The organism is Polaribacter vadi, from assembly GCF_018861005.1.
Lineage (GTDB): Bacteria > Bacteroidota > Bacteroidia > Flavobacteriales > Flavobacteriaceae > Polaribacter > Polaribacter vadi_A.
In genome coordinates, this window is the sequence record NZ_JAHKQL010000031.1 from 311,264 (window position 1) to 337,743 (window position 26,480).

The following is a 26,480-nucleotide window of genomic DNA, read 5'->3' on the forward strand; positions in this document are numbered from 1 at the left end:
GCTGTCCAAATATAAATTAATTTATTCAATTAATTGTATTAATAATAATTCAATTTAATAAAAAAATGATAATTGATAATAAAAGTTAATAAAATGTCTGAAATAGTCAATAATATAGACTAATTAATAATCAATCCAATTTTTAAAATCTTTAACTCTTTCTCTACTTACAATTATTTCTGAGTCTTTGTAAGCATGTAAAATCAATTTTAAACGACTATTTGAATAAGTAATAATATCTTTTACAGCATTAATGTGCACTATAAACGTTCTATTAACTCTAAAAAAATGTGCTGGATTCAAATCTTGCTCTAAGCGTGTTAAAGATTGATTTATAACGTAATTATTTTCTTTAGAGTTTAAAAAAGTTGCATTATCAAAACTGTAAAAACAAGTTATATCATCAGATTTAAATATTTTAATTTTTTTGCCAATTTTTACCGTAAAAGATTCTTTGTAATGTACAGCTTTATAATTACTCACTAATTTTTTAAATTCTTTTAAATCAGTTTCTTTTTGATACACTTCTTTTGCTTTACGAATAGCATTAGTAAGTTTGTTTTTATTAATGGGTTTTAACAAATACGAAATGCTGTTATAGTCAAATGCTTTAATACTGTAATTACTAAATGCGGTTGTAAAAATTATTTTTGATGTTATTTCTACTCGATCAAAAATATCAAAACATAATCCGTCTGAAAGCTGAATATCTAAAAAAATTAAATCGGGTTGTTGGTTTTTCTGAAACCATAAAATAGTTGATTTTACAGAAGTCAATTTATCTAAAACTTCTATTTCAAAATCGTACAACAAACGCTCTAATCTTCTTGCTGATGGTAACTCGTCTTCTATAATTAATACCTTCATTAAACAGTTTCTAAAGTTGGCAATTTAATTATATAATGGGTTGCAGTGTCTTCTATAATTACATTTTTATCTGTAAAAAAAGCAATTCTTTGTTTAATATTTTCTATTCCTTTTTTAGATTCTGAAGTTGTATTTTGTTTTAAATTCTTATTATTCTTTATCACTAAATAATTTTCTTCGGATGAAATTTTTACGCTAACAATCGTATTGCTACTAATTTCATTATGTTTTACAACATTCTCTAAAACTTGCTGTAAAATAGTTGACACAATATATTTTTCTTTGGTTTTTTCATCAACAGAAATTGTAAAATTTAAACCGACTTCAAATCTATCTTTTAATAATTCTAGATAACTCTTAGCGAATTCAATTTCATTTTTTACTAAAACTACATCTTGCTTTTCTTGTTCTAAAAAATAACGATAAATATGTGATAAATTCTCAGAAAACAAAACTGCTTTTTTAGAGTTTTCTTCAATTAAACTAGTTAAAACGTTAATATTATTGAACAAAAAATGCGGACTGATTTGATTTTTTAATTGTTGATAGTTTAGTTGAGATTCTAGTGATTGTTGGGTTAAGAAAGTTTTCTCTTGTTTATTTAAAAGTTGAATAAAATACAAGTGAGTTACTATTAAAACATAAATAAAAAAAGGGGCATACAATAATATACTTGAAATTAAAAATACTTCATCAAAAGTTATATTGAATCCACTTTTTACAATTCTGAAATTATTTACTGAAATAATAATCCAAAATACCAATATAGATATTGATACCATATAATAAATTGCAACATAAATCTTTCTTTTTGAAAAATGAAACTGTTGATAAACATAGTTAAAAAAATGAATACTAATTAATGAAAAAATGAAACCTACAGGTAAAAAATTATAAATGATTTGAACAGATTCACTAAATGAAAATTTCTCAAATGCAATAATTAATATATATAATAAGACTCCAGAAAATGATATTAAAAATAACTGTAAATAAGAAAATTTCACCTCCCTAGATAGAAATTCAGTTTTAGTTTCTTTAATTTTATGAAAAAACGCAAAAAACATACAGATTAAAGATGAAATGAATGCAGATGTAAAGTTTTCATAACTTAATACACTATGGCTCTCACGTATTATAATGAATTTAAAAAAGCAATAAGTAAAGAAGAAAATGATAACAAAATTATACAAAAAAACCTTTAACAATAATTTTGTGAATTTTTGATTTACATCATAAAAATAAAATAATAAAAAACAAGGGGTAAATAATATCGGTATTGTTAAGCTTATAATCTCTAATAACAAATTATAATTAAACGTATTAATTACCAATAAAATTATAATTGCTATTGAATGAATTAAAGTTGTAATTATAAATGACTGTAAAAATGATTTATAGATTTTCTTCATAATTTCTAATTTTCATCAAAAATGAAATTTATCACTTTTAATAAAAAAAGAAATATAGTGAATTGTTAATTTATCTAAGTGAATTGTATTAAAATAAGTTTTAATACAAAAAAAGAAATTTAAAATCCGATTACGTTAGTCAATCCAATTTTTAAAATCTTTAACACGCTCTCTACTTACAATAATTTCTGAGCCTTTATAAGAATGCAAAACTAATTTTAAACGAGAATTTGAATACGCAATAATATCTTTTATAGCATTAATATGCACTATAAACGTTCTGTTTACTCTAAAAAAATGTTCTGGATCTAATTGTTCTTGCCAGTTTTCTAGAGAATTATCTAACAAAAAATTTCTATTTTCTTTGGTATGAATATAGGTAGATTTGTTTTCGCTATAAAAACATTCAATTTCATCTATATGAATAATTTTTATGTGTTGCCCCACTTTTATAGACAATCGTTTTTTGAATTTACGATCTACAGGGTTTATCAATAATTTTCGAATATCATCTAAATTTACTTGAACATCTGATTGCTTTGGCTGTTGTTCTTTAAATTGATTTACTGCGGATGTTAACTCATCATCATCTATTGGTTTTAAAAGATAATCGATGCTATTTAGCTTAAATGCTTTAAGTGCATATTCATCATAAGCTGTTGTAAAAATAATGGCTGATTTTACTTCAATTTCTTCGAAAATTTCGAAAGATAATCCGTCTGATAATTGAATATCTAAAAATATTAAATCTGGGTGTTTATTGTTTTGCAACCAATTTAAAGATTCTTCTACAGAATGCAACATTTGCTGAACTTCGATATCTAATTCTGATAACATTCTGTTTAGCCTTCTTGCTGCTGGCTTTTCATCTTCAATTATTAATACGTTCATAAAATTATAATTCGTTTTAAGTTGTTGGTTTTTGTTGAAAATTTTAAGGTTTTTAGAAATTTTACTTGTAAACTATTCCATAAATTCTTTAATTTTTCTTTCTTCCCAGTTTTTATCAAAAAAAGTAAAAAAACCGAATGTTCTTAAGGCATCAAAAAGTAAGAAAATTCCACCTACTAACCAAAAAGGAATGTGTTTAAATCCTTCTGAATTGTATTGATTGCTAAATATTAAATCACCAAAAATTTTAAATTTAAAAGACCAAACAAACGTTAAAAATAAATTGACTAGTACATAGGTTATTACATGTTTGTAAAAATTCTTAATAGCTTCTACTTTCTGTTTTGCTTTTTGTAGTTTTATTTTTTGTGAATTATCCATAATTAAAACTTATTTCTTCTTTTATCGTCTTTATCCATCAGTTCTTTTATCTTCTTTTCTTCCCAATCTTTACTAAAACCTAAAGATTTAAAACCAAAAACCCCCATCCAATGAAAAAACATTCCAATCCCCCAAAAAAGCCAAGTAGAATAGACTCCGAAATTTGTAATTGCTTCTATAAAAGAATAACCACTTGTCATTAATCCGAAGATTATTACACCACTTATAAATAGGTTTACAATTACATACACTACTAAATGAATGTAAAATGCTTTAATGTCTTTTACCCTTTTCTTAGCTCTAATATAATTCTGTTCTTGTGTAAAATCTCTTTCCATTTTTATTTAAAATTCTTTATAATTTCTTTTGTTTTTCTTTCTTCCCAATTTTTGCCTAATCCTAGAAAATTAAATCCAAAAACACCAAACCAATGCAAAAATATGGCAATACACATTCCACCAACTGCAAACCAAAAAAAGTGAAATTGAGGTACAAATTTTAAGTTTACAAAAACTATAATTGGCAAAGTAAAAAGGGTTACAATTAAGTGCATATAAAACCCTTTAATTTCTTCTGTTTGTTTTTTTGCTTTTAAATAATACTTCTCATTTATATAAGTAATATCTTCTTCTATTTCTTTTTTATGGACGCTATTTGCAATAATTTCTTTTAATTTTTTGTCTTCCCAATCCTTTTTAAAACTTAGTTTAGAAAAAGCAAAAACACTTATATAATGGACCACTAAACCCAAACACCAAGCTAAAATTGCATACCAATACCATTCAAATTGTGGAAACGTTTTTAGGTTGATAAACACTAGAAAAGGCAATATTAAAAAGGTGGCAGAAAAGTGCGTATAAAACCCTTTAATATCTTTTATTCTTTTCTGTGCTATTAATTTTAGTTGATAATTTACTTGCTCTTGCTGGTTCATCTTACTGATTCTCGTTCATAAATTCTTTTATTTTTCTTTCTTCCCAGTTGTTACCTAAGCCTAATAACTTAAAACCAAAAACGCCTAACCAATGAAAAAACAAACCTAAACCCCAACCTAAAACTGAAAACCAAAACCAATGAAAATGTGGTACAAATTTTAAATTAACAAAAATAATTACGGGAATAATTGTACAATAAACGGTTAAATGCGTGTAAAACCCTTTTATTTCTTTCACTTTTTTTTGAGCTTTATAATAACGTTGCTGATTGCTAAATTCTGTTTCCATTTTTATCTTCTATAATTTTGTTCTTCCATGTATTTTTTAATCTTTCTTTTTTCCCAATCTTTGTTAAAAAAGAAACTTACACCAAATGTATTTAATGCTTGAAAAGCAATACCAATTCCCCAAAACAACCATATTTTATAATTGTTGTTATAAAAAACAGCTTGTGTAAAAGAATCTCCATCATTCATATCCCCAGTAATAAAAATGATACTTAAAAAGGTATTTACTACAACATAAACAGCTAAATGCTTATAAAACTTGCTAATTTTTTCTACTCTTTTACGAGCTAAAATATATTTCTGTTCCTCTGTAAATTCCCTTTCCATTATCTGTATTCTTTATGTTTATTTTCTTTATCCATTAACTCTTTTATCTTTTTATCTTCCCAATTACTACCTAAGAAAATATTGTAATTATTTACTTCTAAAAAGTGGAAAGCTAAGCCCATTCCCCACCCGAAAATCGGGAACCAAAACCAGTGAAACCCTGGAGAGAATCTTAAATTGATAAATATTAAAAAAGGAATTACAATACAGTATGATGCTAAATTCTGATAAAATTCTTTCAGTTTTTCTACTCTTTCTACTGCTTTTACATATTTGTTATTTTCTAAATCGTCTGTGTACATAATGTCGTTCATTTTATATAAGAGAGGTAAACTCACCTTAAAAGTTTTGTTATTATTTTCTATTTTCACTCCTCTTTGAGTGATTAATCCATATCTATCAGCAATATTTTGCAGCCCCACTTTTGTGCTTTTACCTATTGCTTCTTTAGGATTGATGTTGTTTTCTATTATTAAATAATTATTCTCCTCATAAATATTAATAGTTAGTGGTTTAGAGGATGACACCACATTGTGTTTCACTGCATTTTCTAATAATAATTGCAAAGAAAGTGGCACAACTTTTAAATCTTTGTTACTAACAGTATCTGGTATATTAAATTCTACAGCATCTTCAAAACGCATTCCTAAAAGTTGCATATAGGTTTTAGCAAAAGTCAATTCTTCTAAAATTGGTACTAAATCTTTATTTCTTTGCTCTAAAACATATCTATATACTTTAGATAATTTTGTCGTAAATTTTTCTGCCTGGTTTGGGTTTTCGCCAATTAAACTGGTTAATACATTTAAACTATTAAACAAAAAATGCGGGTCTAACTGACTTTTTAAGGATTCAAATTTTGCAGTTTCTGTTTTTGCTACTATTTCTTGTTTTGTGGTTTCTTGGGTCATTGCAGATTTCCAATTGATCATAAAACCTCTTGCATGAAAAAACGCTGCAACTCCTAAAGAAAAAATAATTGCAAATAAATGCACCCAAATTAAATAACCACTAAAAAAATCTTCGAAAGAATTATTAAAAATTACAATATATTGTACATAATGTATAATTAAAACTGCTATAACAGTGTAAATTGTAGTGGTAATTATACCTGCCCAGACTCTTTCGTTTGTTTCTTTAACCCAATCCCATTTTGTATTTAAAAACTCATTTATTAACCCATTACCTAACCCTAAAGTAAAAGAATACATAGCAGAGATTAAAAATACTAACGCCATTCCTTTTAAAGTAAATTGCTGATTTGCAACTACAAATATTACAGCCATTATTACAGTTAACTTTAAGCAAGCAATAATATCTTTTTTAAGCTTTGTAAAAAATGTTGGGTCAGATTTTGTCATTTTCTAAGTTTAATAGGGTAATTAAGTTGATTAAAATTTGATATCTAAAGATACATCTTTATCAGTAACCACAAACTTTGCACTCTCGTAATTAGGTGGTCCAAAATTCATCACATTATTAGAAGCACCATAATCTTCTTTTGGCATTCCATTTGGATGAAAATCCATTGAATCATTTTCATTTTTATCATGATAACAAATAATAGCATATTCACCTGCATCTAAATTATCAAAAGTTATTGTGCTTTTACCGTCTACAATTTTTGCGTTTTTAGCTTGAATTGGTGCTTTCATAAAAGTTACTTTATTATATAAAGCAAAACTTACTTTGCCAGAATCTGATGTTACATTTACAACTGTTGCAGTAATTTTTTTATTTTGAGCAGTTATTGTTGTTGAAATAAAGAAAGCTGTTGCTACTAAAAGTGATACTATAAGTTTCATAATGTTATTTTTTATTGATTAATTATGGTACAAATATGCAACTGAACAGTAGTTTTTAAAAGTAAACTATACCCAACTGTATTTTTTTTAGGACGAATTGTATTTTTTAATATCAAAATTTGATTTAAACCTAAAATATAGCTTACACAAAACAAGCTTTTACTTATATAATGATTATTGAATAATTATATTTTTAGAAATTGGATATTGAAATCTTAACGAAAATAAAGAATTGGTTAATTTTTAATAAAAATTACTAAAAAGTATTCTTATACTATTCAGAAAAATAAAAAATACATACATTTACACCAATGATTACTTCAAGAGAAAATAAAACATGTACTACAATAGCTCCCAGTTTGCGCTTTCGCAATATTCGTCGCTAAGATTTTGTATTAGTAAAAGACAAATCTATATAAGTACCTAACCATTTTTTATTTTTTTTATCGTGAAACTTTCTAAACAACCATATTTTAAAACACAAGTTATTTTAAAAAATAACCAAAACAATATGCGTCGCAGTTTTCCTTTTCGCCCTTTGGGGTAATTAATCATTTTCAGAATTTAGGTGTGTCCAATTCTACATCAAAAAAAACAAAACAAATAACATTTTATTAAATTAAAAACAATGCAATGGAAATTGTAATTGCAAATGAATCACATAAGGTATATGCAGAAATTATCTGTAAAACCATAGAGGATGCTGCTCAAGTTAGAGGTACAGGTATTGCCAAAAGAAAACCTGAATATATTGCCACCAAAATGGATAATGGTAATGCAGTAATTGCTTTAGATGGAGGTATGTTTGCCGGCTTTTGTTATATAGAACAATGGGGTCATGGTAAATTTGTTGCAAATTCTGGTTTAATTGTACACCCAGATTATAGAAATATTGGGCTTGCAAAAGAAATAAAAAAAGTAATTTTTAAACATTCTAGAACCAAGTTTCCTGATGCTAAAGTATTTAGTATTACTACTGGTTTAGCTGTTATGAAACTAAATAGCGATTTGGGTTACAAACCTGTTACTTTTTCTGAATTAACAGATGATCAAACTTTTTGGGATGGTTGCCAAACCTGTAAGAATTACGATATCTTAACCAGAACTAGTAGAAAAATGTGCCTTTGTACAGGAATGTTATTTGACCCAAAAAACAACAATAAAGAAGAACCTATTGAAGTAAAAGAAAACGTTTATAAGAGATTAAAAACGATGAAACAAAATTTATTTCTAAAAAAAGATAAAAAATAAAAAAATGAAAAAATTAGTAATTGCATATAGTGGTGGTTTAGATACCTCTTATTGTGCTGTAAGTTTATCAAAAGAATATGATGTACATGCTGTTAGCGTAAATACAGGTGGTTTTACATCCGAAGAAATTAAAAACATAGAAAGTAACGCTTATAAAATGGGGGTTACAACTTATAAAAATATTGATGCAGTTGCTACTTTTTACAACAAAGTAGTTAAGTATTTAATTTTTGGAAACGTATTAAAAAATGCCACTTACCCACTTTCAGTAAGTGCAGAAAGAATTATACAAGCTATAGAAATTATTGAATACGCAAAAAGTATTGATGCAGAATATATTGCTCATGGTAGCACTGGTGCAGGAAATGACCAAGTTCGTTTTGATATGATTTTTCAAACCTTAGCTCCAGGAATTAAAATTATTACTCCTATTAGAGATCAAAAATTAGCAAGACAAGAAGAAATCGATTACCTAAAATCTGAAGGAATTGATATGAATTGGGAAAAATCTAAATATTCTGTAAACAAAGGTCTTTGGGGAACTAGTGTTGGTGGAGTTGAAACTTTAAAATCAGAATTACCATTACCTAGTGAAGCTTATCCTTCTCAATTAGAAAAAGAAGGTGAAGAAAAAGTAACGTTAACTTTTAAAAATGGTGAGTTTGTTGCTTTAAACGGACAAGAAAATGCACCAGAAGTAAACATCGAGAACTTAAATACTATTGCTTCAAAATTCGCAATTGGTAGAGATATTCATGTTGGTGATACTATTGTAGGTACAAAAGGTAGAGTTGGTTTTGAAGCTGCTGCTGCTTTAATTACTGTAAAAGCACATCATTTATTAGAAAAACATACCTTAACTAAATGGCAATTACAACACAAAGAATATTTATCTAGTTTTTACGGAATGCATTTACACGAAGGGCAATATTTAGATCCTGTAATGAGAGATACAGAAGCTTTTTTACAGAGTTCTCAAAAAATGGTTTCTGGTAATGTTGTGGTTTCTTTAAAACCTTATCACTTTTCTTTAGACGGAATTATTTCTGATCACGATTTAATGTCTAGTGCATTTAGTACTTATGGTGAAGAAAATAAAGCTTGGACAGCAGATGATGCTAAAGGTTTTATCAAAATTATAGGTAATCAAAACAAAATTTATCAACAAGTAAATAAATAGTTATGTTAGAAGTAGGAATTATTGGTGGTGCAGGTTACACAGCAGGAGAATTGATTCGATTGTTATTAAATCATCCTGAAACAAATATCAATTTTGTGTACAGTACTTCTAATGCTGGTAACAAATTATATAAAGTTCATCAAGATTTAGTTGGTTCTACAGAAATTAGTTTTACAAATAAAATTAATGCTGATGTTGATGTTTTATTTTTATGTTTAGGACATGGTAATTCAACCGCTTTTTTACAAAAAAACACTTTTTCTGATAACACAAAAATTATAGATTTAAGTAACGATTTTAGATTACTTGCTGATAAGAATTTCGAAGGAAAAGATTTTGTGTATGGTTTGCCAGAATTAAATAAAACCGATATTATATCAGCAAAATACATTGCAAACCCTGGTTGTTTTGCTACTGCTTTACAATTAGCAATTTTACCTTTAGCTGCAAATTGTTTATTAAAAAATGATGTTCATATTAATGCTGTAACTGGTGCAACTGGTGCTGGCACATCATTATCTGCAACAACACATTTTACGTGGAGAGATAATAATTTTTCGCATTACAAAGCTTTTAATCATCAACATTTAGGTGAAATTAATCAGACAGTAAATCAATTACAAACCGATTTTAATTCTGAAATAAACTTTATGCCAAACAGAGGTGATTTTTCTAGAGGGATTTTTGCAACTACTTACACAAAATTTAATGGTACTTTAGAAGAAGCAACAACAATGTATAAAGAATATTACAAAAACGCAGCTTTTACTTTTGTTGCTGATCAAAGTATATTTTTAAAACAAGTTGTAAACACAAATAAATGTTTGGTGCAATTAGAAAAACACGGTAATAAATTATTAATTACAAGTACTATTGATAATTTATTAAAAGGTGCTTCTGGGCAAGCCATTCAGAATATGAATTTAATGTATGGTTTTGAAGAAAGTTTAGGTTTAAATTTAAAGGCAAATTACTTTTAAATTTTACTGCAAGGTTTTAAAATCTTGTAGAGATATTCAAGAATAAAACAATACCTACAAAATCTAAAAAGAATTTGTAGTTAATCAAAAAAATTATGAAAGTAGCAATTATTGGAGCAGGAAGTTTAGGGCAATCTATAGGAAAAGGGTTATTAAAAAGTAAAACTGTAGAAACCTTGTATTTAACCAAGCGAAATTTAGAATCTTTAAACGATTTTAATGCTTATACTGAAGTTGTTTTAACTTCTGATAATGAAAAAGCAGTTAAAAATGCTGATGTTTTAATATTTGCAGTACAACCAAGACATTTTGATGGTATTTTAGAAAATCTAAAACCTCTTATTAAAGAAAATCATGTTATAATTTCGGTTATCACTGGTTTTTCTATTGATAAAATTGAAGCTATTGTTGGTAATGATAAAAATATTATTCGTTCTATGCCAAATACAGCAGCTTCTGTTGGGCAATCTATGACTTGTATTTCTTCTAATACAAAAGGAAAAGAAAAAGTTGCCATAGCTAAAACTATATTTAACAGTTTGGGTACTTCTTTAGAAATTCCTGAAGAGCAATTACAAGCTGCAACTGTTATATGCGCAAGTGGTATTGCTTTTTGGATGCGTCTAATTCGTGCAACAACACAAGGTGCAATTCAATTAGGTTTTGAACCAGATGAAGCACATGAATTGGCAATGCAAACCTGTTTTGGAGCAGCCACTTTGTTAAAAGAATCTGGTAAACACCCAGAAGCAGAAATAGATAGAGTTACTACTCCAGGAGGTTGTACAATAGAAGGATTAAACGAAATGGAACACCAAGGTTTAAGCTCTTCATTAATTAAAGGTATTAACGCTTCTTTCGAAAAGATTAACCAAATAAAAAAATAAAACTATGCCACTATTTAATGTTTACCCTCTTTATAATGTAACCCCAGTTTCTGGTAAAGGAGTTTATGTTTACGATGAAAACAACACAGAATATTTAGATTTATATGGTGGTCATGCAGTAATTTCTATTGGCCATGCACATCCAAAATATGTAGAAGCAATTACAAACCAAGTTAATCAATTAGGTTTTTATTCTAATGCAATTCAAAATCCGCTACAAACACAATTAGCAGATAGATTAGAAACACTTTCTGGTTGTAAAGATTACGAATTATTTTTATGTAATTCTGGGGCAGAAGCCAACGAAAATGCTTTAAAACTAGCTTCTTTTAAAACAGAAAAAAGTAGAGTTATTGCTTTTAAAAATGGTTTTCATGGTCGTACTTCTGCTGCTGTTGCTGCCACTGACAATAAAAATATTATTGCACCAATTAACGCACAGCAAAAAGTTACTATTTTAAATTTAAATGATATTGATGCTGTAAAAATTGAACTAGAAAAAGGTGATGTTTGTGCTGTTATTGTAGAATTTATTCAAGGTGTAGGTGGTTTAGATGAAGCAACTGCAGATTTTTACGAACAATTAGATCTTTTATGTAAAGAAAATAACACCATGCTTATTGCTGATGAAGTTCAGTCTGGTTATGGAAGATCTGGTAAATTCTTTGCTTTTCAACATTATAAAGTAACTCCAGAAATTATTTCTATTGCAAAAGGAATGGGAAATGGTTTTCCTATTGGCGGAATTTTAATTCACCCAAGTATTAAAGCTAAATTCGGAATGTTAGGTACTACTTTTGGTGGTAATCATTTGGCTTGTGCTGCTGGTTTATCTGTTCTAAATGTTATTGAAGAACAAAAACTAATAGATAATGTAAATGAAATTTCTTGTTATTTTTTAAAGTTGGCAAAAACAATACCTCAAATAAAAAAAATAAAAGGAAAAGGTTTAATGTTAGGTTTAGAATTTGATTTTGAAGTTGGCGATTTACGTAAGAAATTAATTTACGATTATCATATTTTTACTGGTGGTGCAATGAATAAAAAATTGTTAAGAATTTTACCTCCTTTAACCGTTAGAAAAGATCATATCAATCAATTTTTTGAAGCTTTAGTTGATGCTTTAGAAGAAGAATAAATTCAACTAAACACAGAATATAAAAAGATGAATACTTTACTATCTATAGAAACTAGAAATGCAGTTTTACGAACAATGGCAACTCTTTTGGATGAAAATAGAGAAGCAATTATCAACATCAACAAAAAAGATTTAGAAGCTTATAAAGGTGATGATATTTCTATGTTCGATCGCTTAAAAGCGGATGATACAAAGGTTGATGAAATGATAAAAGCAGCCAAAAATTTGGCTTCTCAAGCAGATCCTGTTGGTGTGGAGCGTTTTGGTTTTAAGCATGATAATGGAATGCAAGTTTATAATAAAACTGCATCTTTTGGTACAGTTTTAATCATCTATGAATCTAGACCAGATGTTACAGTAGAAGCTGCAGGAATTGCTTTTAAATCGGGTAATAAAATCCTTTTAAAAGGTGGAAAAGAGTCTTTAAATTCTAATTTAAAAATTGTAGAACTTTGGCATCAGGCACTAAAAAAGCACAATGCTTCAACAGATTGGGTAGAATATTTACAATTTAACAGAACAGAAACGCAAGCATTTTTAGAAAAACCAACGCAAAAAGTTGATTTAATTGTGCCAAGAGGTGGAGAACGATTAATTGCTTTTGTAAAAGAACACGCCACTTGTCCTGTTATTATTAGTGGTCGTGGAAACAATTTTGTGTACGTTTCTAAAGAAGCAAATTTAGAGATTGCTATTGATATTATTTTAAACGGAAAATCGAAAATTTCTGCTTGTAATGCTGTTGATAAAGTTTTAATTGATGAAAATCTTGAAGAAAAAGAAGCTTTTATCAGTAAACTAATATCAAAATTAAATGAAGCTAAAATTCAGGTTTTAGGTGATGAAATTGTGGCTAAAAATCATCAATTAGAACAGATTTCATCAAACGAAGTTTGGTATGAAGAATTTTTAGATTACAAAATTGTAATTGGAGAAATTACATCAAATGAAGCTGCAATTGCTATGATTAATAAATATGCAGGTGGACATTCTGCAGCAATAATCAGCAAAAATGAAACTGAAGCAAAACTTTTTATGGAAAACGTAGATACAGCTGCTGTTTATCACAATGCTTCTACTCGTTTTACTGATGGTGGTCAATTAGGTTTAGGTGGAGAATTAGCAATTAGTACAGACAAATTACATCAACGTGGACCAATTGGCTTACAACATTTGGTCACCAACAAATGGTATATTCATGGAAATGGACAAATAAGATAAGATGCAAAAAAAGAAACGCATATTACTAAAAATAGGTTCTAATACCCTTACTAAAGAAACCAATAATATATCAAGAGGGAAAATTGAAGATATTGCAAATCAGATTGCAAAACTCAAGAACACTTGCGAGTTTATTATTGTAAGTTCTGGTGCAATTGCTGTAGCTAAACAGTTTGTAAAATTAGAGAGTAAACAAGAAGAAGTCTTTGTAAAACAAGCTTTAGCTTCTATTGGTCAGCCTCATTTAATAAGAATTTATCAAGAAATTTTTAGAGAATATGGTTTATTGAGTTCTCAGTGTCTACTCTCCTATTCAGATTTTGAAAAACAAGAAAGCAAAACCAATATTGTAAACACCATAAATGTTTTGGTAAACAATAATTACATTCCTATCATCAACGAAAATGATACTGTTGCCACAGACGAAATTAAATTTGGTGATAATGATAAACTAGCAGCGTTAACTGCTACTTTATTAGATGTAGATTTATTGGTAATTGCCACAAATACAAATGGAATTTACACAAAAGAATCTTTCAAAAATAATGCTCCTAAAACCATTTTAGAGGTTGATAATTTTGAGGATTTAAGAAAGGAAGTTGTGAGTTCTAAATCAACTCATGGAAGTGGAGGAATGGAATCTAAAATTGAAGCTGCTTCTTTAACTAAAAAAGAAAATATAGAAACTTGGATTGTTAACGGCTTAGAAGACAATTTTATTACAAATGCATTTGAAAATAAAGTTCCGTTTACAAAAATAAAATAGAGCAATACTACAAGGTTTAAAAATCCTTATGAGTATATAAAATTACGAATTAATACCTACAAGGTTTTTGAAACCTAATAGGAAAATAGAATAGAATGAAACATTATACATCCATTAACGACATTGAAAACATCAATTCTTGGATTGATGAAGCTAAAGAAATTAAAGCAAATCCGCTTGCAAACAAAGAATTAGGCAAAAACAAAACACTTGGATTGTTATTCTTTAATTCAAGTTTACGTACACGTTTAAGTACTCAAAAAGCAGCTTTAAATTTAGGAATGGACCCTATTGTTATGAATGTTTCTGGTGATGCTTGGGGAATTGAATTTGGTGATGGAACTGTAATGAATGGTAATACTGCAGAACATATTAAAGAAGCTGCAGCTGTAGTTTCTCAATATTGTGATATTATTGCTGTAAGAGCTTTCCCAAGTTTAACAGACAAAGAAAAAGACGAATCTGAGCAAATTTTAAATTCGTTTGTAGAATTTGCTTCTGTACCAATTATAAGCATGGAAAGTGCAACTGGGCATCCTTTACAAGGTTTAACAGATGCAATTACAATTTCTGAAAATGCAACAAAAAAGAAACCAAAAGTTGTTTTAAGTTGGGCTCCTCATGTTAAAACGTTGCCACACGCAGTTGCTAATAGTTTTACACAAGCAATGCAAAAAATGGATGTTGAGTTTGTAATTGCAAATCCAGAAGGATATAATTTAAGCAAAGAAATATCAAAAGATACACCTATTTATCACAACCAAGAAGAAGCTTTTAAAGATGCTGATTTTGTATACACTAAAAACTGGAGTTCTTATGAAACTTATGGTCAACTTTTAGAAGTTAATGAAAATTGGACCATTACAAAAGATAAGATTGGTGATGCTAAATTTATGCACTGTTTACCTGTTAGAAGAAATGTTGTTGTTGAAGATGCTGTTTTAGATTCTGATAGTTCTTTGGTTATTAAACAAGCAAATAACAGAACTTATGCAGCACAATTGGTATTGAAAAAAATATTAGAAAACAACTAAAATCATTGAGATGTTCGAAGCAATTTGTCAATTAATAAAGAGATTGCTTCATTCTTCGCAATGACAGATACTTGAAAAATGGAAAAACTATCAATCATAAAAATTGGGGGAAATATTATAGAAGATGAAACTTCTTTAAATGCTTTCTTACAACTATTTTCTAACCTTGAAGGACATAAAATTTTAGTTCACGGAGGTGGAAAACGTGCAACTCACATTGCATCAAAATTAGGTATTGAGTCTAAAATGATAAATGGTAGACGTATTACTGATGCTGAAACTTTAGAAGTAATTACAATGGTTTATGGAGGTTTAGTCAACAAAAATGTGGTGGCTAAATTACAAGCTTTACAAGTGGATGCGATTGGTTTAACTGGTGCAGACATCAATAGTATAAAATCAGATAAAAGACCCGTAAAAGATATTGATTTTGGTTTTGTGGGCGATGTAAAAAAAGTAGCTTCAAATTCTATTGATAAATTAATTCAAGCTGATTTTACACCTGTTTTTTGTGCAATTACGCACGATGGAAATGGGCAATTACTAAACACAAATGCTGATACAATTGCAAGTACAATTGGAGTTGGAATGAGTGAAATTTATGATACATCAATTTATTATTGCTTTGAATTAAATGGTGTTTTACAAGATTTTTCTGATAAAAATTCGGTAATAAAAAACATCAATTCTGAAACTTATAAAGAGTTATTAGAAAACGGAATTATTTCTGATGGAATGATTCCAAAGCTAGATAATTGTATTGATGCTTTAAACAACGGAGTTAAAAAAGTTCATATTGGTAATACAGCAATGCTAACAAAAGAAAACGATAATTTTACAACAATTACATTATAATGATGACTATTGAAAAATTAACAGAAAAAGCAATTTCACTTTTAAAAAGTTTAATTGAAACCCAATCTTTTTCTACGGAAGAAGACCAAACTGCAGCTTTAATTGAAGCTTGGTTTGTAGAATTTAAAATTCCGTTTAAAAGATCTAAAAACAATGTTTGGGCAACCAACAAACATTTTGATGAAAGCAAACCAACCTTATTACTAAACTCGCATCACGATACTGTAAAACCAAACTCAGCTTACACAAACGCCCCTTTAAATGCATTTGTAGAAAATGGTAAATTATTTGGTTTAGGTTCTAATGATGCTGGTGGATGTTTGGTGTCTTTAATGGCAACTTTTACCAATTTTTACGCTCAAGAAAACTTAAAATACAATTTGGTTATTGTAGCCTCTGCAGAAGAAGAAAACTCAGGGCCTGATGGATTAAATAGTATGTTGCCAATAATTCCGCATATAGATGTTGCTATTGTTGGTGAGCCAACTTTAATGAATTTAGCTGTTGCAGAAAAAGGTTTGGTAGTTTTTGATGCTGTTGTAAAAGGAACTCCAAGTCATGCTGCACATCCAAATGATAACAATTCAATTTATAATACTATTGAAGTTTTACAGTGGTTTAAAGATTTTAAATTCGAGAAATCTTCTGATGCTTTAGGTGATGTAAAAATGACAGTTACTCAAATAAATGCTGGTAAACAGCACAATGTGGTTCCTGCTCACGTAGATTTGGTTGTTGATGTTCGTGTAAATGATGCCTATTCTAATCAAGAAATTGCAGATATTTTACAAAAGCAATCTCCTTGCACAACTATAACACCTAGAAGTTTACGATTAAATTCATCGTCAATTTCTACAAATCACGATTTAGTAAAAGCAGGAATTGAAATAGGAAGAGAAACTTATGGCTCTCCTACCCTTTCTGATCAATCTGTGTTGAGTTGTCAATCTTTAAAATTAGGACCTGGAGATAGTACACGTTCTCATTCTGCAAACGAATTTATATATTTGGCAGAAATTGAAGAAGGAATACAAATTTATGTTGAATTATTGAATAGAGTAATTGTTTAATAAAGTTTGTCATTCCTGCGAAGGCAGGAATCTCAAAATAAAAAAGTAAGAAATAAAAATAGATTCCTGCATGCACAGGAATGACAAAATATAGAAAATATGAAACTTTGGGATAAAGGATTTTCAATAGACAAACAAATAGAAAACTTTACAGTTGGTAATGATAGAGAAATTGACATTCACATTGCAAAATATGATGTTCAAGCTTCTCTAGCTCACGCAATAATGCTAGAATCCATTGGAATTATTACTGCTGATGAATTATCTGACTTAAAAAAAGGCTTAAACGAATTAGCATCAGACATCGAAAACGAAACATTCGTAATTGAACCTTCTTTTGAAGATGTACATTCTAAAATTGAATGGGAATTGACCAACAAATTAGGCGAAGTTGGTAAAAAAATTCATACTGCTCGTTCTAGAAATGATCAAGTTTTAGTGGCTTTACAGTTGTATTACAAAGAAAATTTAGCAGTTGTCAATGATAAAGTAAAATCACTTTTTGATACTTTATTAAATTTAGCAGATACTCACAAAGATTCATTATTGCCTGGTTATACGCATTTACAAGTTGCAATGCCATCATCATTTGGATTGTGGTTTTCTGCTTATGCTGAATTACTAATTGATGATGTTTATGTATTAAATGCCGTTTCTAAAGTTGTAGACCAAAACCCTTTAGGTTCTGCTGCTGGTTATGGTTCTTCTTTCCCTATTGATAGAGAATTAACTACCAAAGAATTAGAATTTGCAACTATGAAATACAATGTAGTGGCTGCACAATTGAGTCGTGGAAAAAGCGAACGTTCTATAGCTGCTGCTTTAGGAGGTTTATGTAATACAATGGCTCGTTTTGCTATGGACGTTTGTTTGTATATGAGTCAGAATTTTGGTTTTATTACGTTTCCTGATGAATTAACTACAGGTAGTAGTATTATGCCACATAAAAAAAACCCTGATGTTTTTGAATTAATCCGTGGAAAATGTAATAAAATTCAGGCTTTACATTCAGAAATGTTATTGATTACTAATAATTTACCAACAGGATATCATAGAGATTTTCAGTTATTAAAAGAAAACATCATTGCTGCTTTTGAAGATGTAAAAGATATTTTAGATATTCTTAATTATTCAATTCAGCAAGTAATTGTAAAAGATATTGATTTGAATGATGAAAAATATCAATATTTATTTACGGTTGATAGCATTAATAATTTAGTGGTTGAAGGCATGTCTTTTAGAGAAGCCTATCAAAAAATTGGTGGACAAGTGCAAGAAGGAACTTACAAACCAGATTTAGGTAAACAACATACACATGTTGGTAGTATTCATAATTTATCCTTAGAAAAAATTAGAGAAAAATTCCCAAAATAACAGCCTCTTAAAATATCAACAAAAACAAAAAATCCTAGTCTACATTATGTAAACTAGGATTTTTTATTTCTGGATTTTATCAATCTTAAAAATAAAAATTGAAACCAATACTTGCACTAAAAACATCGTTTACTTTAACTTCACTAGATGTAATTGTATACCATAAATAGGTTTCAACTGTACTTGCTTCCACATAAAAATCTACTCCACTAAAAATCTTTTTATTTTTAAAATCCTTATGCAATAAAGCACCTCCAAAAACCGTAAAGTGAAAAGCATTAGGTACATAATACCCTTCTGGATAAATTTCTGGCAATGTTGTAAATGAATTTGTACCAATTTCATAAGAAGTTGTAAAACCTGCAATTGGTGTAATTATTAAATCTTTTCCAATTTCTTTTCTGTAAATAGGAAACGTATTTTTAATAGTTAATAAATGTATTCTGTCTGCTTTAGAAGCAGATTCTGGCACATAACCATATAATAACTCAGAATATAACACCTTATTAAACAACTGATAACCAACACCAAGAGAAACAAAACCAATATTTCCTGCAAATTGAACTTTTGCATAATCTGGTACATACCAAGCTTTTTCTTTGTCTAAATTAACTTCTTGACCATAAGATTTTGAAAACAACAATACCAATAATACTAATAGGTAAATACTTTTATTTTTCATTCTAATTATAATTCTATAAGTTCTACATTAAAATCTTTATCCTTAATTTGAACTGTTGCATAAACTGGATCTTTTAATGATGGTACAATTAAATAATCTACATCTCCTTCTTCATAAAAATAACTGTGTGTGTGACCATGTAATGAAAGAGAAACATTATTGTCTTCCATTAAACTTTGATAAGTTTCTATCATTTCTGGGGTTAAATCTCTACTTACATAAGTTGGTATATGCGCAAACGAAAAAACTTGATTATAATTTAAATTATCACTCAAATTATCTGCTAACCAATCAAAATCTGGGTCTTTACCACTTTCCCAAATAATATCATCAAAAAGCACAAATTTGTTATTATTAAACACAAAAGAATAATTGAAATCACCAAACATATCATTATAAATAATACTTCCGTTTGAATTGTAATCATGATTCCCTATTACAGTAAAATAAGGTTTGTTTAAGTTTTTCATAATATCATAAAAAATCTCAAACTCTTTTAACAAAGCCTGATCTGCAATATCACCTCCAAAAACAACAAATAAAATATCGTCATTTTTGTTAATATCCTCAATAACAGTTCTTAAATTATTATAAGAATAATGTACATCTGTAACAAAGGCAAACTTAAAGTCTTGAGAACTAATCGTAATATCTTTAAGAAGTGCTAAATTTTTAGCTGTTGTATTCTTTTGTTCTGATTTAACACTGGCAACATAAACACTATACTCAAAAAAATTATCGCAAGTAGTTAGTGTAAATGCTATTGCAATAAATAATAGATTTCTAATAAATTTCATTAAATAATTAATTTAATATTTTATAATAAATTTCTCCTAAAGGACTAATAGACGTAATAAAAATATAACCTTACATATTTTTGAAATGAGTAATAAATTTAACATTATATCTATTTACGATAGAATTAAAACAGGCGCAAAAGTATAATCTATATGGATATTTCATTAAATGAATACACTTTAATTTTAAAATTTTATATTTGCAAACTAATTTTTAAAAAATACTACATAAAATGTTTTGGTACCATGATGATGTTGAACGTTTAGGAAATGAGATAGATAAGTTAGAGTATAAACCAAAAATGATTTTTTATGGTAGTTCAACATTTACTTTATGGAATGATTTAACAACAATTTTTAAAGATTACAGTCCTATAAATTTAGGTTTTGGGGGTTCTACTTTAGCTGCTTGTACTTGGTATTTTGATCGTGTTTTTAAAGATTTAGACGATATAGATTCAATTGTGATTTATGCAGGTGATAATGATTTAGGTGATGGTAGACACCCAGAAGAAGTTTATCTATATTTAGAAAATTTAATAACTAAAATTAGAACTAAATATGGTAATATTAAATGCTCTGTTATTTCAATAAAGCCTAGTATTGCTCGTTTTCATTTGTTAAATAGTATTCGTTATACAAACACAATTATTAAAAACTTAACAACTAAAGATGATAATTTATACTTTATAGATATTTATGATAAATTCTTAGACCAAAATGGAAACCCAGATAGTATCTTTTTCGAAGCAGATGGTTTACATTTTAATGCTTTAGGTTACGAATTGATAGTAAATGCTTTAAAAGCAAACTCAGAAATATTTCCTGTAAAAATTCTTGAAGAAATATAGATTAGGTACTATCTTTACTACAAAAATTTCTTCATGAAAAGAGAATATCATAAGTGGTTTAGTCCAAATCTAGAAAAAGAAATGGAATTACTTGTTTTTGGTGATTCTGGTGCTAAAGTACTTTTTTTTCCACCTAGAATGGGTCGTTTTTATGATTACGAAAACTGGAGAGTTATTAAATCTTTAGAAGATAAAATTAATAATGGAGATCTACAAATATTCTGTGTAGATAGCGTAGATTTAGAATCTTTTTACAATAGTTTTTCTCATCCTGGTTACAGAATTTACAGACACATACAATATGAAAAATATGTGTTAGAAGAAGTTTTACCTCTTGCCAATTTAATAAACAACAATCCTAATATAATTTCTGCTGGTTGTAGTTTAGGCGCTTATCATGCAGTTAATGTTGCCATGCGTCATCCGCATTTATTTTGCAAAGTTGTGGGTATGAGTGGACGTTATGATTTAACACAATCTAAAGGATACTTTAGAGATTTATTAAGCGGTTTTCATAATGATTTTGTGTATTTTAATATGCCAAATCAATATTTAAAAAATCTCGATGATTCAAATTTAATTGAACAATTAAATAAAATGGATATAATTTTACCTATTGGTAAAGAAGATTCGTTTTTAGAAAGTAACTATACTTTGTCTAATATTTTAAATGAAAAAGGAATTTCTCATCAATTATTTGAATGGGAAGAAGAAGCTCACAAAGCCAGATATTGGAGAGAAATGGTTAAAATTTACCTTTAGAAAAAATAAAGTATATATTTATCCATCAGTAGGCCATGGCTATTCTTTTACAATTGGTAAAGGAAGACTAGCAACATGGCCAGATAGATTTTATGATTGGTTACAAAGTTTGTAGCATCATCTAAATTTTAAGGATTGGTAGACCATAAAGAAGCACCTTTTAACATTGCTCTTCTTGGTAATTTTAAACCTGCTAAAATTAATTCTGCAAAATCAACAGGTTGTAAAACATGGTCAGAACCTTTTTCTAACATTCCTAAATCGATTGTTAAATCAGATTCTATTGTACTTGGTGTTAATGTATTTACTCTAATATTATGTTTACGTACTTCTTTCATTAAAGATTCTGATAAACCAATTACTGCAAATTTAGATGCACTATAAGCAGAAATATTTGCATTACCATTTAACCCTGCTGTAGATGAAACATTAATAATATCACCTTCGTTTTTTTCAATTAAATGTGGTAAAACTTCTTTGGTAACATAGTACATACCCATAACATTGGTTTGTATAATTTTGCTCCAAACGTCAACTTCCATATCCATAAAAGAACCTATTGCTGCAATACCTGCATTGTTTACCAAAATATCTACACCTCCTAAAGTATCAATAACCTTTTTAATATTAGTTTTTACTTCTTCATAATTACCAACATCAAAAACTGCGTAAGTTGCTTTGACTCCATAAGTTTCTAATTCTGTCACAGTTTCTTTTAAAACACTTTCTGTTCTACCAGTAATTGCTACATCAATACCTTCTTTTGCAAAGGCAATAGCAGTTGCTTTTCCTAAACCTCTACTACCTCCAGTAATTATTGCTTTTTTACTTTTTAAAGTACTCATATCTTTTTATTTTAATTTTATTTTGTCCAATTATCCAAAACTAAAACATCTAAAATAATTGAACCTATTTTTTTACATTTTTTTTTGATTCGCCTTATAAAAAAGATATACTTCATTCGGATTTTCATCTTTAAAAATTAACGTAAAATAATGTGTTACTCCTTATAATGGTCTTCTGAACTATCATATAAACCTCTTTCTAAATCTACAATTTTAGGAATTAATATTTAAGGAATATAAAATATTTTACAAACTCATTAACATATTTATAACTAGCTATTTTTTGTTTACTTTAATTAAAAAGTACTGACAATTAAGAAATTTTCATCATTAATTTTGTGAGTAAACATTACTATAATTCAATTTGTAGGTTTGAATTATAAAAATTCTATTGATTAAATTGCTGTACAAGTTCAACTTGAAAGAGATTTCTATTTTAAGATTTTTTCTTAAACTTTTCTATCAGAAAAACATTACCAAAAAGCATAGTAAAAGCATAACCAATATCTTCTATTGGTATGGTTAAAAGTCGAATACCTAAATTTTCTGCATTGTTATACCAAACTACAGGCTCTTCTAAGCCTGTACCTGTTAGAATTCCGTTTACAATAAAAAAAGGAACTAAAATTATTAAGAAAGCGATATAAAATCTCTGTAAATATTTTAATCCGAAGAAAAAACCCATCAGCAAAACAAATTCTAAAAATGCATAATTTACAAATGTGTAGGCTTTGTCTGTATTCATAAATATTACCGGAATTAATATCAATATAAAAAAAAGTGTAATTCCTTTTGTAATTTTTTCTGATATTAATAAATCTGGTTTAAAATAAGCTAATGAATAATGAATAAAAACACTTGCATAAGGAATGCAAAAAAAGAAAAGCCACTCTTCTATTGGCATTCCAAAAAGTAATAAATTAATATGATAATCAGGATTAAAACCCCAAACTCCATTTGCAGTAAAAATAGCATCCCAAATTAGAAAAATGGTTGCTACTATGGTTAATGATAAGAAAACTGCTTTCCAATGTTTTATGAATCGCATATTTTTTTCGAAAGAATATGCAAAAGGGATACTAAAAGACCCAAGATTTAAAAGCAGGTATAAAAACACTAAGCTTTAGGTTTTTTAAAATATTTAAATGGTACAAACAACATTCCAAAACATTGGCTGTCTTCTTTTCCCATATTTTTATGATGAATTTTATGTGCTTTTCTTAATCCTTTTAAATAACGACTATTGGTTTTTTTAAACCATTTAAATCGTTGATGAATTAAAACATCATGTACCAAAAAATAAGCAATTCCGTAAAACAAAATTCCTAAACCAATAAAAAATAAATACGTATGAGTTGTATACGTACCAAAATAAAATAATGCCATACTTGGTATTGCAAATACAATAAAAAAAGCATCGTTTTTTTCGAATACGTGAGGATAACCAGGTTCATGATGATCTTCGTGGAGAAACCATCCAAAACCATGCATCACATATTTGTGTGTACACCAGGTTATGCCTTCCATCAATAAAAAAACTCCTAAAGTGATTAAAAAAAACATTTTTAAATAATATTCAATTTATATTTTACATAACTTCTAGCCAACAAATTTATTTTCATTGGGTCTGAAATACGAATTCTTGTATCCATAATTTTTTCTGAAGGTACTGCTTTTAATTTCTTTAGCAACCTTCTATAATATCTAAAAGCCATATAAACTCCGAATTTAGCTTCTACTGGTAATTTTAAAATTCCGTTTGTAAAGGCATAATCAAAATCAGCCTCAATTTCATCAATAATAATTTGCTTAGAAATTGCATTTAATTGTCCTAAATCTACATTAGGAAAATAAGAACGATTTAAAACTTCATAATCATCTTTTAAATCTCTTAAGAAATTTACTTTTTGAAAAGCAGAACCCAAACGCATTGCTGCATCTTTTAATTGTTCATACTGTTCTTCATTACCATCAACAAAAACTTTTAAGCACATTAAACCAACAACATCTGCAGAACCATAAATATACTCATCGTATTCAGCTTTGGTTTGATATTGTGTTTTATGCAGATCTGCTTTCATACTTTTTAAGAAAGCTTGCACCATTTCATCAGGAATATTATAACGTTTAACAGTTTGCTGAAAAGAATTTAAAATAGGGTTTAAACTAATACCTTGTTTTTTTGCCATATAATAATCACGCTCAAAATGCGTCATTAATTCTTCTTTATTGTAATTATGGAAGGTATCTACAATTTCATCAGCAAAACGTACAAAACCATAAATATTATAAATATCTACCCTAATTTTGGGTGATAACATATTTACCGCTAATGAAAATGAAGTACTATAACTTTTGGTAACAATTTTGCTGCACTTGTTAGAAACGTTGTCAAATAATTCTTTCATTCTACTTTTGATTTTTAATGATTAAATCTGTTGCTATTTTTCCTGATATTAATGCAGGAGGCACTCCTGGACCTGGCACAGTTAACTGTCCTGTAAAATACAAATTTTTTACTTTACTACTTTTAATTTTTGGTCTTAAAAATGCAGTTTGTAATAATGTATTTGCCATACCATAAGCATTACCTTTATATGAATTGTATTCTTTCTCGAAATCTTTTACACAAAAGGATCTACTAAATAATACGTATTTTTTAATCTCTTGGTTTGTTAATTGTTCAAATCTATCTAATATTTTATGAAAATATTTTTCTCTTAATTCTTCTGTATCTTCTATTCCTGGGGCTAAAGGTATTAAGAAAAAGCCAGCTTCTTTGCCTTCTGGAGCAGATGTAGTATCTGTCATAGAAGTAAAATTAGCATAAAATAAAGGATTTGTTGGCCATTTAGGATTATCGTAAATCTCTTCTGCATGAGCGTCAAAATCAGAATCAAAAAATAATGTATGATGGCTTGCTCTTTCTATTTTCTTATCAAAACCTACATAAAAAAGCAATGATGATGGCGCAAATGTTTTTTTAGACCAATAAGATTCTGAGTATTGCTTAAAATTACTATCTAATAATGTTTCTGTATGATGGTAGTCTGCGCCACTTAACACCAAGTTTGTATCAATCTGTTTTCCGTTAACTAATAAACCTTTTACCTTTTTTTGATCATCAACCAAAATCTTTTCTACATTGGCATTTACTTCAAAATGTACACCTAAACTTCTTGCTAAGGTTACCATTCCTTCTATAACTTTGTACATTCCTCCTCTTGGATGCCAAGTTCCTAAACCAAAATCAGCATAATTCATAAAATTGTAAAATGCTGGAGTATTACTTGGTTTTGCGCCTAAAAATAAAACTGGGAATTCTAAAATTTGAATTAACTTTTTATTTTTGATATTCTTTCTTACTTGTTTTCTGATCGTAGAAAAAAACTGAGTTACTCTAGCAATTGTAGTTGTATTTACTAGCTCTAAAGGCGAAACTCCTGGTTTATAAACTAAATCTTTTATTGCAGTATCATAATTTGCTTTGGCAGAATCTAAAAAACTTTTTAAATGTTTACTACTTCCTTTTTCTTCTTTTTCGAATAAATCATATATTTCTTCTAAACGATCTGAAATTGTTATAGAATCGTTTTTACCAAAATAAACTTCATAACCAGGACTTAGTTTATCTAAAGTGTAATAGTCTGATGTTTTTTTACCAAAGTCTGCAAAAAATCGTTCAAATACATCTGGCATCCAATACCAAGATGGGCCCAAGTCAAAAGTAAAACCGTCTTTTTTATATTGTCTTGCTCTACCTCCTAAAGTTTCGTTTTTTTCTAAAACTTGTACTTTGTAACCTTGTTTAGCTAAATAACAGGATGCAGCAAGTGCTGAAAAACCTGAACCAATAATGTGAACACTTTTACTCATTTAAAA

The 26,480-nt window shown here is 28.1% G+C and carries 30 protein-coding genes; 13 read left to right on the top strand and 17 right to left on the bottom strand.

All coding sequences use genetic code 11. From position 1 onward, the window contains the following. Nucleotides 1–123: 123 nt before the first annotated feature. From KO506_RS14300 to KO506_RS14345, 10 genes are all read right to left on the bottom strand, one after another. The gene (locus KO506_RS14300) at nucleotides 124–867 is read right to left on the bottom strand and encodes a LytR/AlgR family response regulator transcription factor (protein ID WP_215995599.1); all 744 of its coding nucleotides are present in this window, start codon (nucleotides 865–867) and stop codon (nucleotides 124–126) included. Then, the gene (locus tag KO506_RS14305; protein ID WP_215995600.1) at nucleotides 867–1,649 is read right to left on the bottom strand and encodes a sensor histidine kinase; all 783 of its coding nucleotides are present in this window, start codon (nucleotides 1,647–1,649) and stop codon (nucleotides 867–869) included. Before KO506_RS14305 ends, KO506_RS14300 begins: the two co-directional genes overlap by 1 nt. 765 nt (nucleotides 1,650–2,414) lie before the next feature. Beyond that, nucleotides 2,415–3,170 carry a LytR/AlgR family response regulator transcription factor gene (locus KO506_RS14310; RefSeq protein ID WP_215995601.1) on the bottom strand — a complete coding sequence of 252 codons (756 nt, stop codon included), beginning with the start codon at nucleotides 3,168–3,170 and terminating at the stop codon, nucleotides 2,415–2,417. 72 nt (nucleotides 3,171–3,242) lie between these two features. Next, complete coding sequence (locus KO506_RS14315; RefSeq protein WP_215995602.1) at nucleotides 3,243–3,551, bottom strand: 2TM domain-containing protein; 309 nt, start codon at nucleotides 3,549–3,551, stop codon at nucleotides 3,243–3,245. 2 nt (nucleotides 3,552–3,553) lie between these two features. Further along, nucleotides 3,554–3,889, bottom strand: a complete 336-nt coding sequence (locus KO506_RS14320; protein ID WP_215995603.1) for a 2TM domain-containing protein — start codon at nucleotides 3,887–3,889, stop codon at nucleotides 3,554–3,556. Between the two features lie 2 nt (nucleotides 3,890–3,891). Next, the gene (locus KO506_RS14325) at nucleotides 3,892–4,485 is read right to left on the bottom strand and encodes a 2TM domain-containing protein (protein ID WP_215995604.1); all 594 of its coding nucleotides are present in this window, start codon (nucleotides 4,483–4,485) and stop codon (nucleotides 3,892–3,894) included. 1 nt (nucleotide 4,486) lies between these two features. Next, on the bottom strand, nucleotides 4,487–4,774 hold the full coding sequence (locus tag KO506_RS14330) for a 2TM domain-containing protein (protein ID WP_215995605.1): 288 nt from the start codon (nucleotides 4,772–4,774) through the stop codon (nucleotides 4,487–4,489). A gap of 2 nt (nucleotides 4,775–4,776) precedes the next feature. Further along, the gene (locus KO506_RS14335) at nucleotides 4,777–5,100 is read right to left on the bottom strand and encodes a 2TM domain-containing protein (RefSeq protein ID WP_215995606.1); all 324 of its coding nucleotides are present in this window, start codon (nucleotides 5,098–5,100) and stop codon (nucleotides 4,777–4,779) included. Beyond that, nucleotides 5,100–6,461: a 2TM domain-containing protein gene (locus tag KO506_RS14340; RefSeq protein ID WP_215995607.1), complete on the bottom strand. Its 1,362-nt coding sequence runs from the start codon at nucleotides 6,459–6,461 to the stop codon at nucleotides 5,100–5,102. The genes KO506_RS14335 and KO506_RS14340 overlap by 1 nt, the downstream gene beginning before the upstream one ends. A 30-nt stretch (nucleotides 6,462–6,491) precedes the next feature. Then, nucleotides 6,492–6,905, bottom strand: coding sequence for a DUF2141 domain-containing protein (locus tag KO506_RS14345; protein ID WP_215995608.1), 414 nt, complete (start codon nucleotides 6,903–6,905; stop codon nucleotides 6,492–6,494). Between the two features lie 633 nt (nucleotides 6,906–7,538). Between KO506_RS14345 and KO506_RS14350 the strand changes: the two genes are divergently transcribed. From KO506_RS14350 to argH, 11 genes are all read left to right on the top strand, one after another. Further along, nucleotides 7,539–8,156 (top strand): GNAT family N-acetyltransferase, encoded by a 618-nt coding sequence (locus KO506_RS14350; RefSeq protein WP_215995609.1) that lies wholly within the window; start codon nucleotides 7,539–7,541, stop codon nucleotides 8,154–8,156. A 4-nt stretch (nucleotides 8,157–8,160) separates the two neighbouring features. Then, the gene (locus tag KO506_RS14355) at nucleotides 8,161–9,336 is read left to right on the top strand and encodes an argininosuccinate synthase (RefSeq protein ID WP_215995610.1); all 1,176 of its coding nucleotides are present in this window, start codon (nucleotides 8,161–8,163) and stop codon (nucleotides 9,334–9,336) included. 2 nt (nucleotides 9,337–9,338) lie between these two features. Next, complete coding sequence (gene argC / locus KO506_RS14360; protein WP_215995611.1) at nucleotides 9,339–10,316, top strand: N-acetyl-gamma-glutamyl-phosphate reductase; 978 nt, start codon at nucleotides 9,339–9,341, stop codon at nucleotides 10,314–10,316. 95 nt (nucleotides 10,317–10,411) lie between these two features. Continuing rightward, a complete protein-coding gene (gene proC, locus KO506_RS14365) occupies nucleotides 10,412–11,203 on the top strand; it encodes a pyrroline-5-carboxylate reductase (RefSeq protein ID WP_215995612.1) in 792 nt (263 codons plus the stop codon). A 4-nt stretch (nucleotides 11,204–11,207) separates the two neighbouring features. Continuing rightward, the gene (locus tag KO506_RS14370) at nucleotides 11,208–12,341 is read left to right on the top strand and encodes an aspartate aminotransferase family protein (RefSeq protein ID WP_215995613.1); all 1,134 of its coding nucleotides are present in this window, start codon (nucleotides 11,208–11,210) and stop codon (nucleotides 12,339–12,341) included. A gap of 27 nt (nucleotides 12,342–12,368) precedes the next feature. After that, nucleotides 12,369–13,562, top strand: a complete 1,194-nt coding sequence (locus KO506_RS14375; RefSeq protein WP_215995614.1) for a glutamate-5-semialdehyde dehydrogenase — start codon at nucleotides 12,369–12,371, stop codon at nucleotides 13,560–13,562. 1 nt (nucleotide 13,563) lies between these two features. Next, a complete protein-coding gene (gene proB, locus KO506_RS14380; RefSeq protein ID WP_215995615.1) occupies nucleotides 13,564–14,328 on the top strand; it encodes a glutamate 5-kinase in 765 nt (254 codons plus the stop codon). 95 nt (nucleotides 14,329–14,423) lie between these two features. After that, nucleotides 14,424–15,362, top strand: a complete 939-nt coding sequence (locus tag KO506_RS14385; RefSeq protein ID WP_215995616.1) for an N-acetylornithine carbamoyltransferase — start codon at nucleotides 14,424–14,426, stop codon at nucleotides 15,360–15,362. Between the two features lie 78 nt (nucleotides 15,363–15,440). After that, nucleotides 15,441–16,217, top strand: coding sequence for an acetylglutamate kinase (gene argB, locus KO506_RS14390; RefSeq protein WP_215995617.1), 777 nt, complete (start codon nucleotides 15,441–15,443; stop codon nucleotides 16,215–16,217). A gap of 2 nt (nucleotides 16,218–16,219) precedes the next feature. Beyond that, nucleotides 16,220–17,287, top strand: coding sequence for a M20 family metallo-hydrolase (locus KO506_RS14395; RefSeq protein ID WP_215995693.1), 1,068 nt, complete (start codon nucleotides 16,220–16,222; stop codon nucleotides 17,285–17,287). Between the two features lie 99 nt (nucleotides 17,288–17,386). Beyond that, nucleotides 17,387–18,661 (top strand): argininosuccinate lyase, encoded by a 1,275-nt coding sequence (gene argH, locus KO506_RS14400; protein ID WP_215995618.1) that lies wholly within the window; start codon nucleotides 17,387–17,389, stop codon nucleotides 18,659–18,661. A gap of 85 nt (nucleotides 18,662–18,746) precedes the next feature. Here argH and KO506_RS14405 read toward each other — a convergent pair whose 3' ends face one another. Both KO506_RS14405 and KO506_RS14410 read right to left on the bottom strand, forming a co-directional pair. After that, on the bottom strand, nucleotides 18,747–19,343 hold the full coding sequence (locus KO506_RS14405) for a hypothetical protein (RefSeq protein WP_215995619.1): 597 nt from the start codon (nucleotides 19,341–19,343) through the stop codon (nucleotides 18,747–18,749). Nucleotides 19,344–19,348: 5 nt separating this feature from the next. Then, on the bottom strand, nucleotides 19,349–20,140 hold the full coding sequence (locus tag KO506_RS14410) for a metallophosphoesterase family protein (protein WP_215995620.1): 792 nt from the start codon (nucleotides 20,138–20,140) through the stop codon (nucleotides 19,349–19,351). A gap of 233 nt (nucleotides 20,141–20,373) precedes the next feature. Here KO506_RS14410 and KO506_RS14415 point away from each other — a divergent pair, with 233 nt between their 5' ends. Together KO506_RS14415 and KO506_RS14420 are read left to right on the top strand one after the other, a co-directional pair. Next, on the top strand, nucleotides 20,374–20,991 hold the full coding sequence (locus KO506_RS14415) for a GDSL-type esterase/lipase family protein (RefSeq protein ID WP_215995621.1): 618 nt from the start codon (nucleotides 20,374–20,376) through the stop codon (nucleotides 20,989–20,991). 33 nt (nucleotides 20,992–21,024) lie between these two features. Continuing rightward, nucleotides 21,025–21,753: an esterase family protein gene (locus KO506_RS14420; protein ID WP_215995622.1), complete on the top strand. Its 729-nt coding sequence runs from the start codon at nucleotides 21,025–21,027 to the stop codon at nucleotides 21,751–21,753. A gap of 128 nt (nucleotides 21,754–21,881) precedes the next feature. Here the strand turns inward: KO506_RS14420 and KO506_RS14425 are convergent, their stop codons facing one another. The 5 genes from KO506_RS14425 to KO506_RS14445 form a co-directional block, all read right to left on the bottom strand. Continuing rightward, a complete protein-coding gene (locus KO506_RS14425) occupies nucleotides 21,882–22,598 on the bottom strand; it encodes a 3-ketoacyl-ACP reductase (protein WP_215995623.1) in 717 nt (238 codons plus the stop codon). A 436-nt stretch (nucleotides 22,599–23,034) separates the two neighbouring features. Continuing rightward, nucleotides 23,035–23,715, bottom strand: coding sequence for a lycopene cyclase domain-containing protein (locus KO506_RS14430; RefSeq protein WP_303436910.1), 681 nt, complete (start codon nucleotides 23,713–23,715; stop codon nucleotides 23,035–23,037). Next, nucleotides 23,715–24,161: a sterol desaturase family protein gene (locus KO506_RS14435; RefSeq protein WP_252726869.1), complete on the bottom strand. Its 447-nt coding sequence runs from the start codon at nucleotides 24,159–24,161 to the stop codon at nucleotides 23,715–23,717. Before KO506_RS14435 ends, KO506_RS14430 begins: the two co-directional genes overlap by 1 nt. A 2-nt stretch (nucleotides 24,162–24,163) precedes the next feature. Beyond that, entirely contained in the window at nucleotides 24,164–25,006 is an 843-nt protein-coding gene (locus KO506_RS14440) for a phytoene/squalene synthase family protein (RefSeq protein ID WP_215995624.1), read from the bottom strand. Between the two features lies 1 nt (nucleotide 25,007). Beyond that, nucleotides 25,008–26,474: a phytoene desaturase family protein gene (locus KO506_RS14445; protein WP_215995625.1), complete on the bottom strand. Its 1,467-nt coding sequence runs from the start codon at nucleotides 26,472–26,474 to the stop codon at nucleotides 25,008–25,010. Nucleotides 26,475–26,480 lie beyond the last annotated feature (6 nt).

Coding starts and splice junctions, on each gene's coding strand:
- KO506_RS14300 (WP_215995599.1), bottom strand. CDS start 867: ATGAAGGTATTAATTATAGAAGACGAGTTACCATCAGCAAGAAGATTA.
- KO506_RS14305 (WP_215995600.1), bottom strand. CDS start 1,649: ATGGTATCAATATCTATATTGGTATTTTGGATTATTATTTCAGTAAAT.
- KO506_RS14310 (WP_215995601.1), bottom strand. CDS start 3,170: ATGAACGTATTAATAATTGAAGATGAAAAGCCAGCAGCAAGAAGGCTA.
- KO506_RS14315 (WP_215995602.1), bottom strand. CDS start 3,551: ATGGATAATTCACAAAAAATAAAACTACAAAAAGCAAAACAGAAAGTA.
- KO506_RS14320 (WP_215995603.1), bottom strand. CDS start 3,889: ATGGAAAGAGATTTTACACAAGAACAGAATTATATTAGAGCTAAGAAA.
- KO506_RS14325 (WP_215995604.1), bottom strand. CDS start 4,485: ATGAACCAGCAAGAGCAAGTAAATTATCAACTAAAATTAATAGCACAG.
- KO506_RS14330 (WP_215995605.1), bottom strand. CDS start 4,774: ATGGAAACAGAATTTAGCAATCAGCAACGTTATTATAAAGCTCAAAAA.
- KO506_RS14335 (WP_215995606.1), bottom strand. CDS start 5,100: ATGGAAAGGGAATTTACAGAGGAACAGAAATATATTTTAGCTCGTAAA.
- KO506_RS14340 (WP_215995607.1), bottom strand. CDS start 6,461: ATGACAAAATCTGACCCAACATTTTTTACAAAGCTTAAAAAAGATATT.
- KO506_RS14345 (WP_215995608.1), bottom strand. CDS start 6,905: ATGAAACTTATAGTATCACTTTTAGTAGCAACAGCTTTCTTTATTTCA.
- KO506_RS14350 (WP_215995609.1), top strand. CDS start 7,539: ATGGAAATTGTAATTGCAAATGAATCACATAAGGTATATGCAGAAATT.
- KO506_RS14355 (WP_215995610.1), top strand. CDS start 8,161: ATGAAAAAATTAGTAATTGCATATAGTGGTGGTTTAGATACCTCTTAT.
- argC (WP_215995611.1), top strand. CDS start 9,339: ATGTTAGAAGTAGGAATTATTGGTGGTGCAGGTTACACAGCAGGAGAA.
- proC (WP_215995612.1), top strand. CDS start 10,412: ATGAAAGTAGCAATTATTGGAGCAGGAAGTTTAGGGCAATCTATAGGA.
- KO506_RS14370 (WP_215995613.1), top strand. CDS start 11,208: ATGCCACTATTTAATGTTTACCCTCTTTATAATGTAACCCCAGTTTCT.
- KO506_RS14375 (WP_215995614.1), top strand. CDS start 12,369: ATGAATACTTTACTATCTATAGAAACTAGAAATGCAGTTTTACGAACA.
- proB (WP_215995615.1), top strand. CDS start 13,564: ATGCAAAAAAAGAAACGCATATTACTAAAAATAGGTTCTAATACCCTT.
- KO506_RS14385 (WP_215995616.1), top strand. CDS start 14,424: ATGAAACATTATACATCCATTAACGACATTGAAAACATCAATTCTTGG.
- argB (WP_215995617.1), top strand. CDS start 15,441: ATGGAAAAACTATCAATCATAAAAATTGGGGGAAATATTATAGAAGAT.
- KO506_RS14395 (WP_215995693.1), top strand. CDS start 16,220: ATGACTATTGAAAAATTAACAGAAAAAGCAATTTCACTTTTAAAAAGT.
- argH (WP_215995618.1), top strand. CDS start 17,387: ATGAAACTTTGGGATAAAGGATTTTCAATAGACAAACAAATAGAAAAC.
- KO506_RS14405 (WP_215995619.1), bottom strand. CDS start 19,343: ATGAAAAATAAAAGTATTTACCTATTAGTATTATTGGTATTGTTGTTT.
- KO506_RS14410 (WP_215995620.1), bottom strand. CDS start 20,140: ATGAAATTTATTAGAAATCTATTATTTATTGCAATAGCATTTACACTA.
- KO506_RS14415 (WP_215995621.1), top strand. CDS start 20,374: ATGTTTTGGTACCATGATGATGTTGAACGTTTAGGAAATGAGATAGAT.
- KO506_RS14420 (WP_215995622.1), top strand. CDS start 21,025: ATGAAAAGAGAATATCATAAGTGGTTTAGTCCAAATCTAGAAAAAGAA.
- KO506_RS14425 (WP_215995623.1), bottom strand. CDS start 22,598: ATGAGTACTTTAAAAAGTAAAAAAGCAATAATTACTGGAGGTAGTAGA.
- KO506_RS14435 (WP_252726869.1), bottom strand. CDS start 24,161: ATGTTTTTTTTAATCACTTTAGGAGTTTTTTTATTGATGGAAGGCATA.
- KO506_RS14440 (WP_215995624.1), bottom strand. CDS start 25,006: ATGAAAGAATTATTTGACAACGTTTCTAACAAGTGCAGCAAAATTGTT.
- KO506_RS14445 (WP_215995625.1), bottom strand. CDS start 26,474: ATGAGTAAAAGTGTTCACATTATTGGTTCAGGTTTTTCAGCACTTGCT.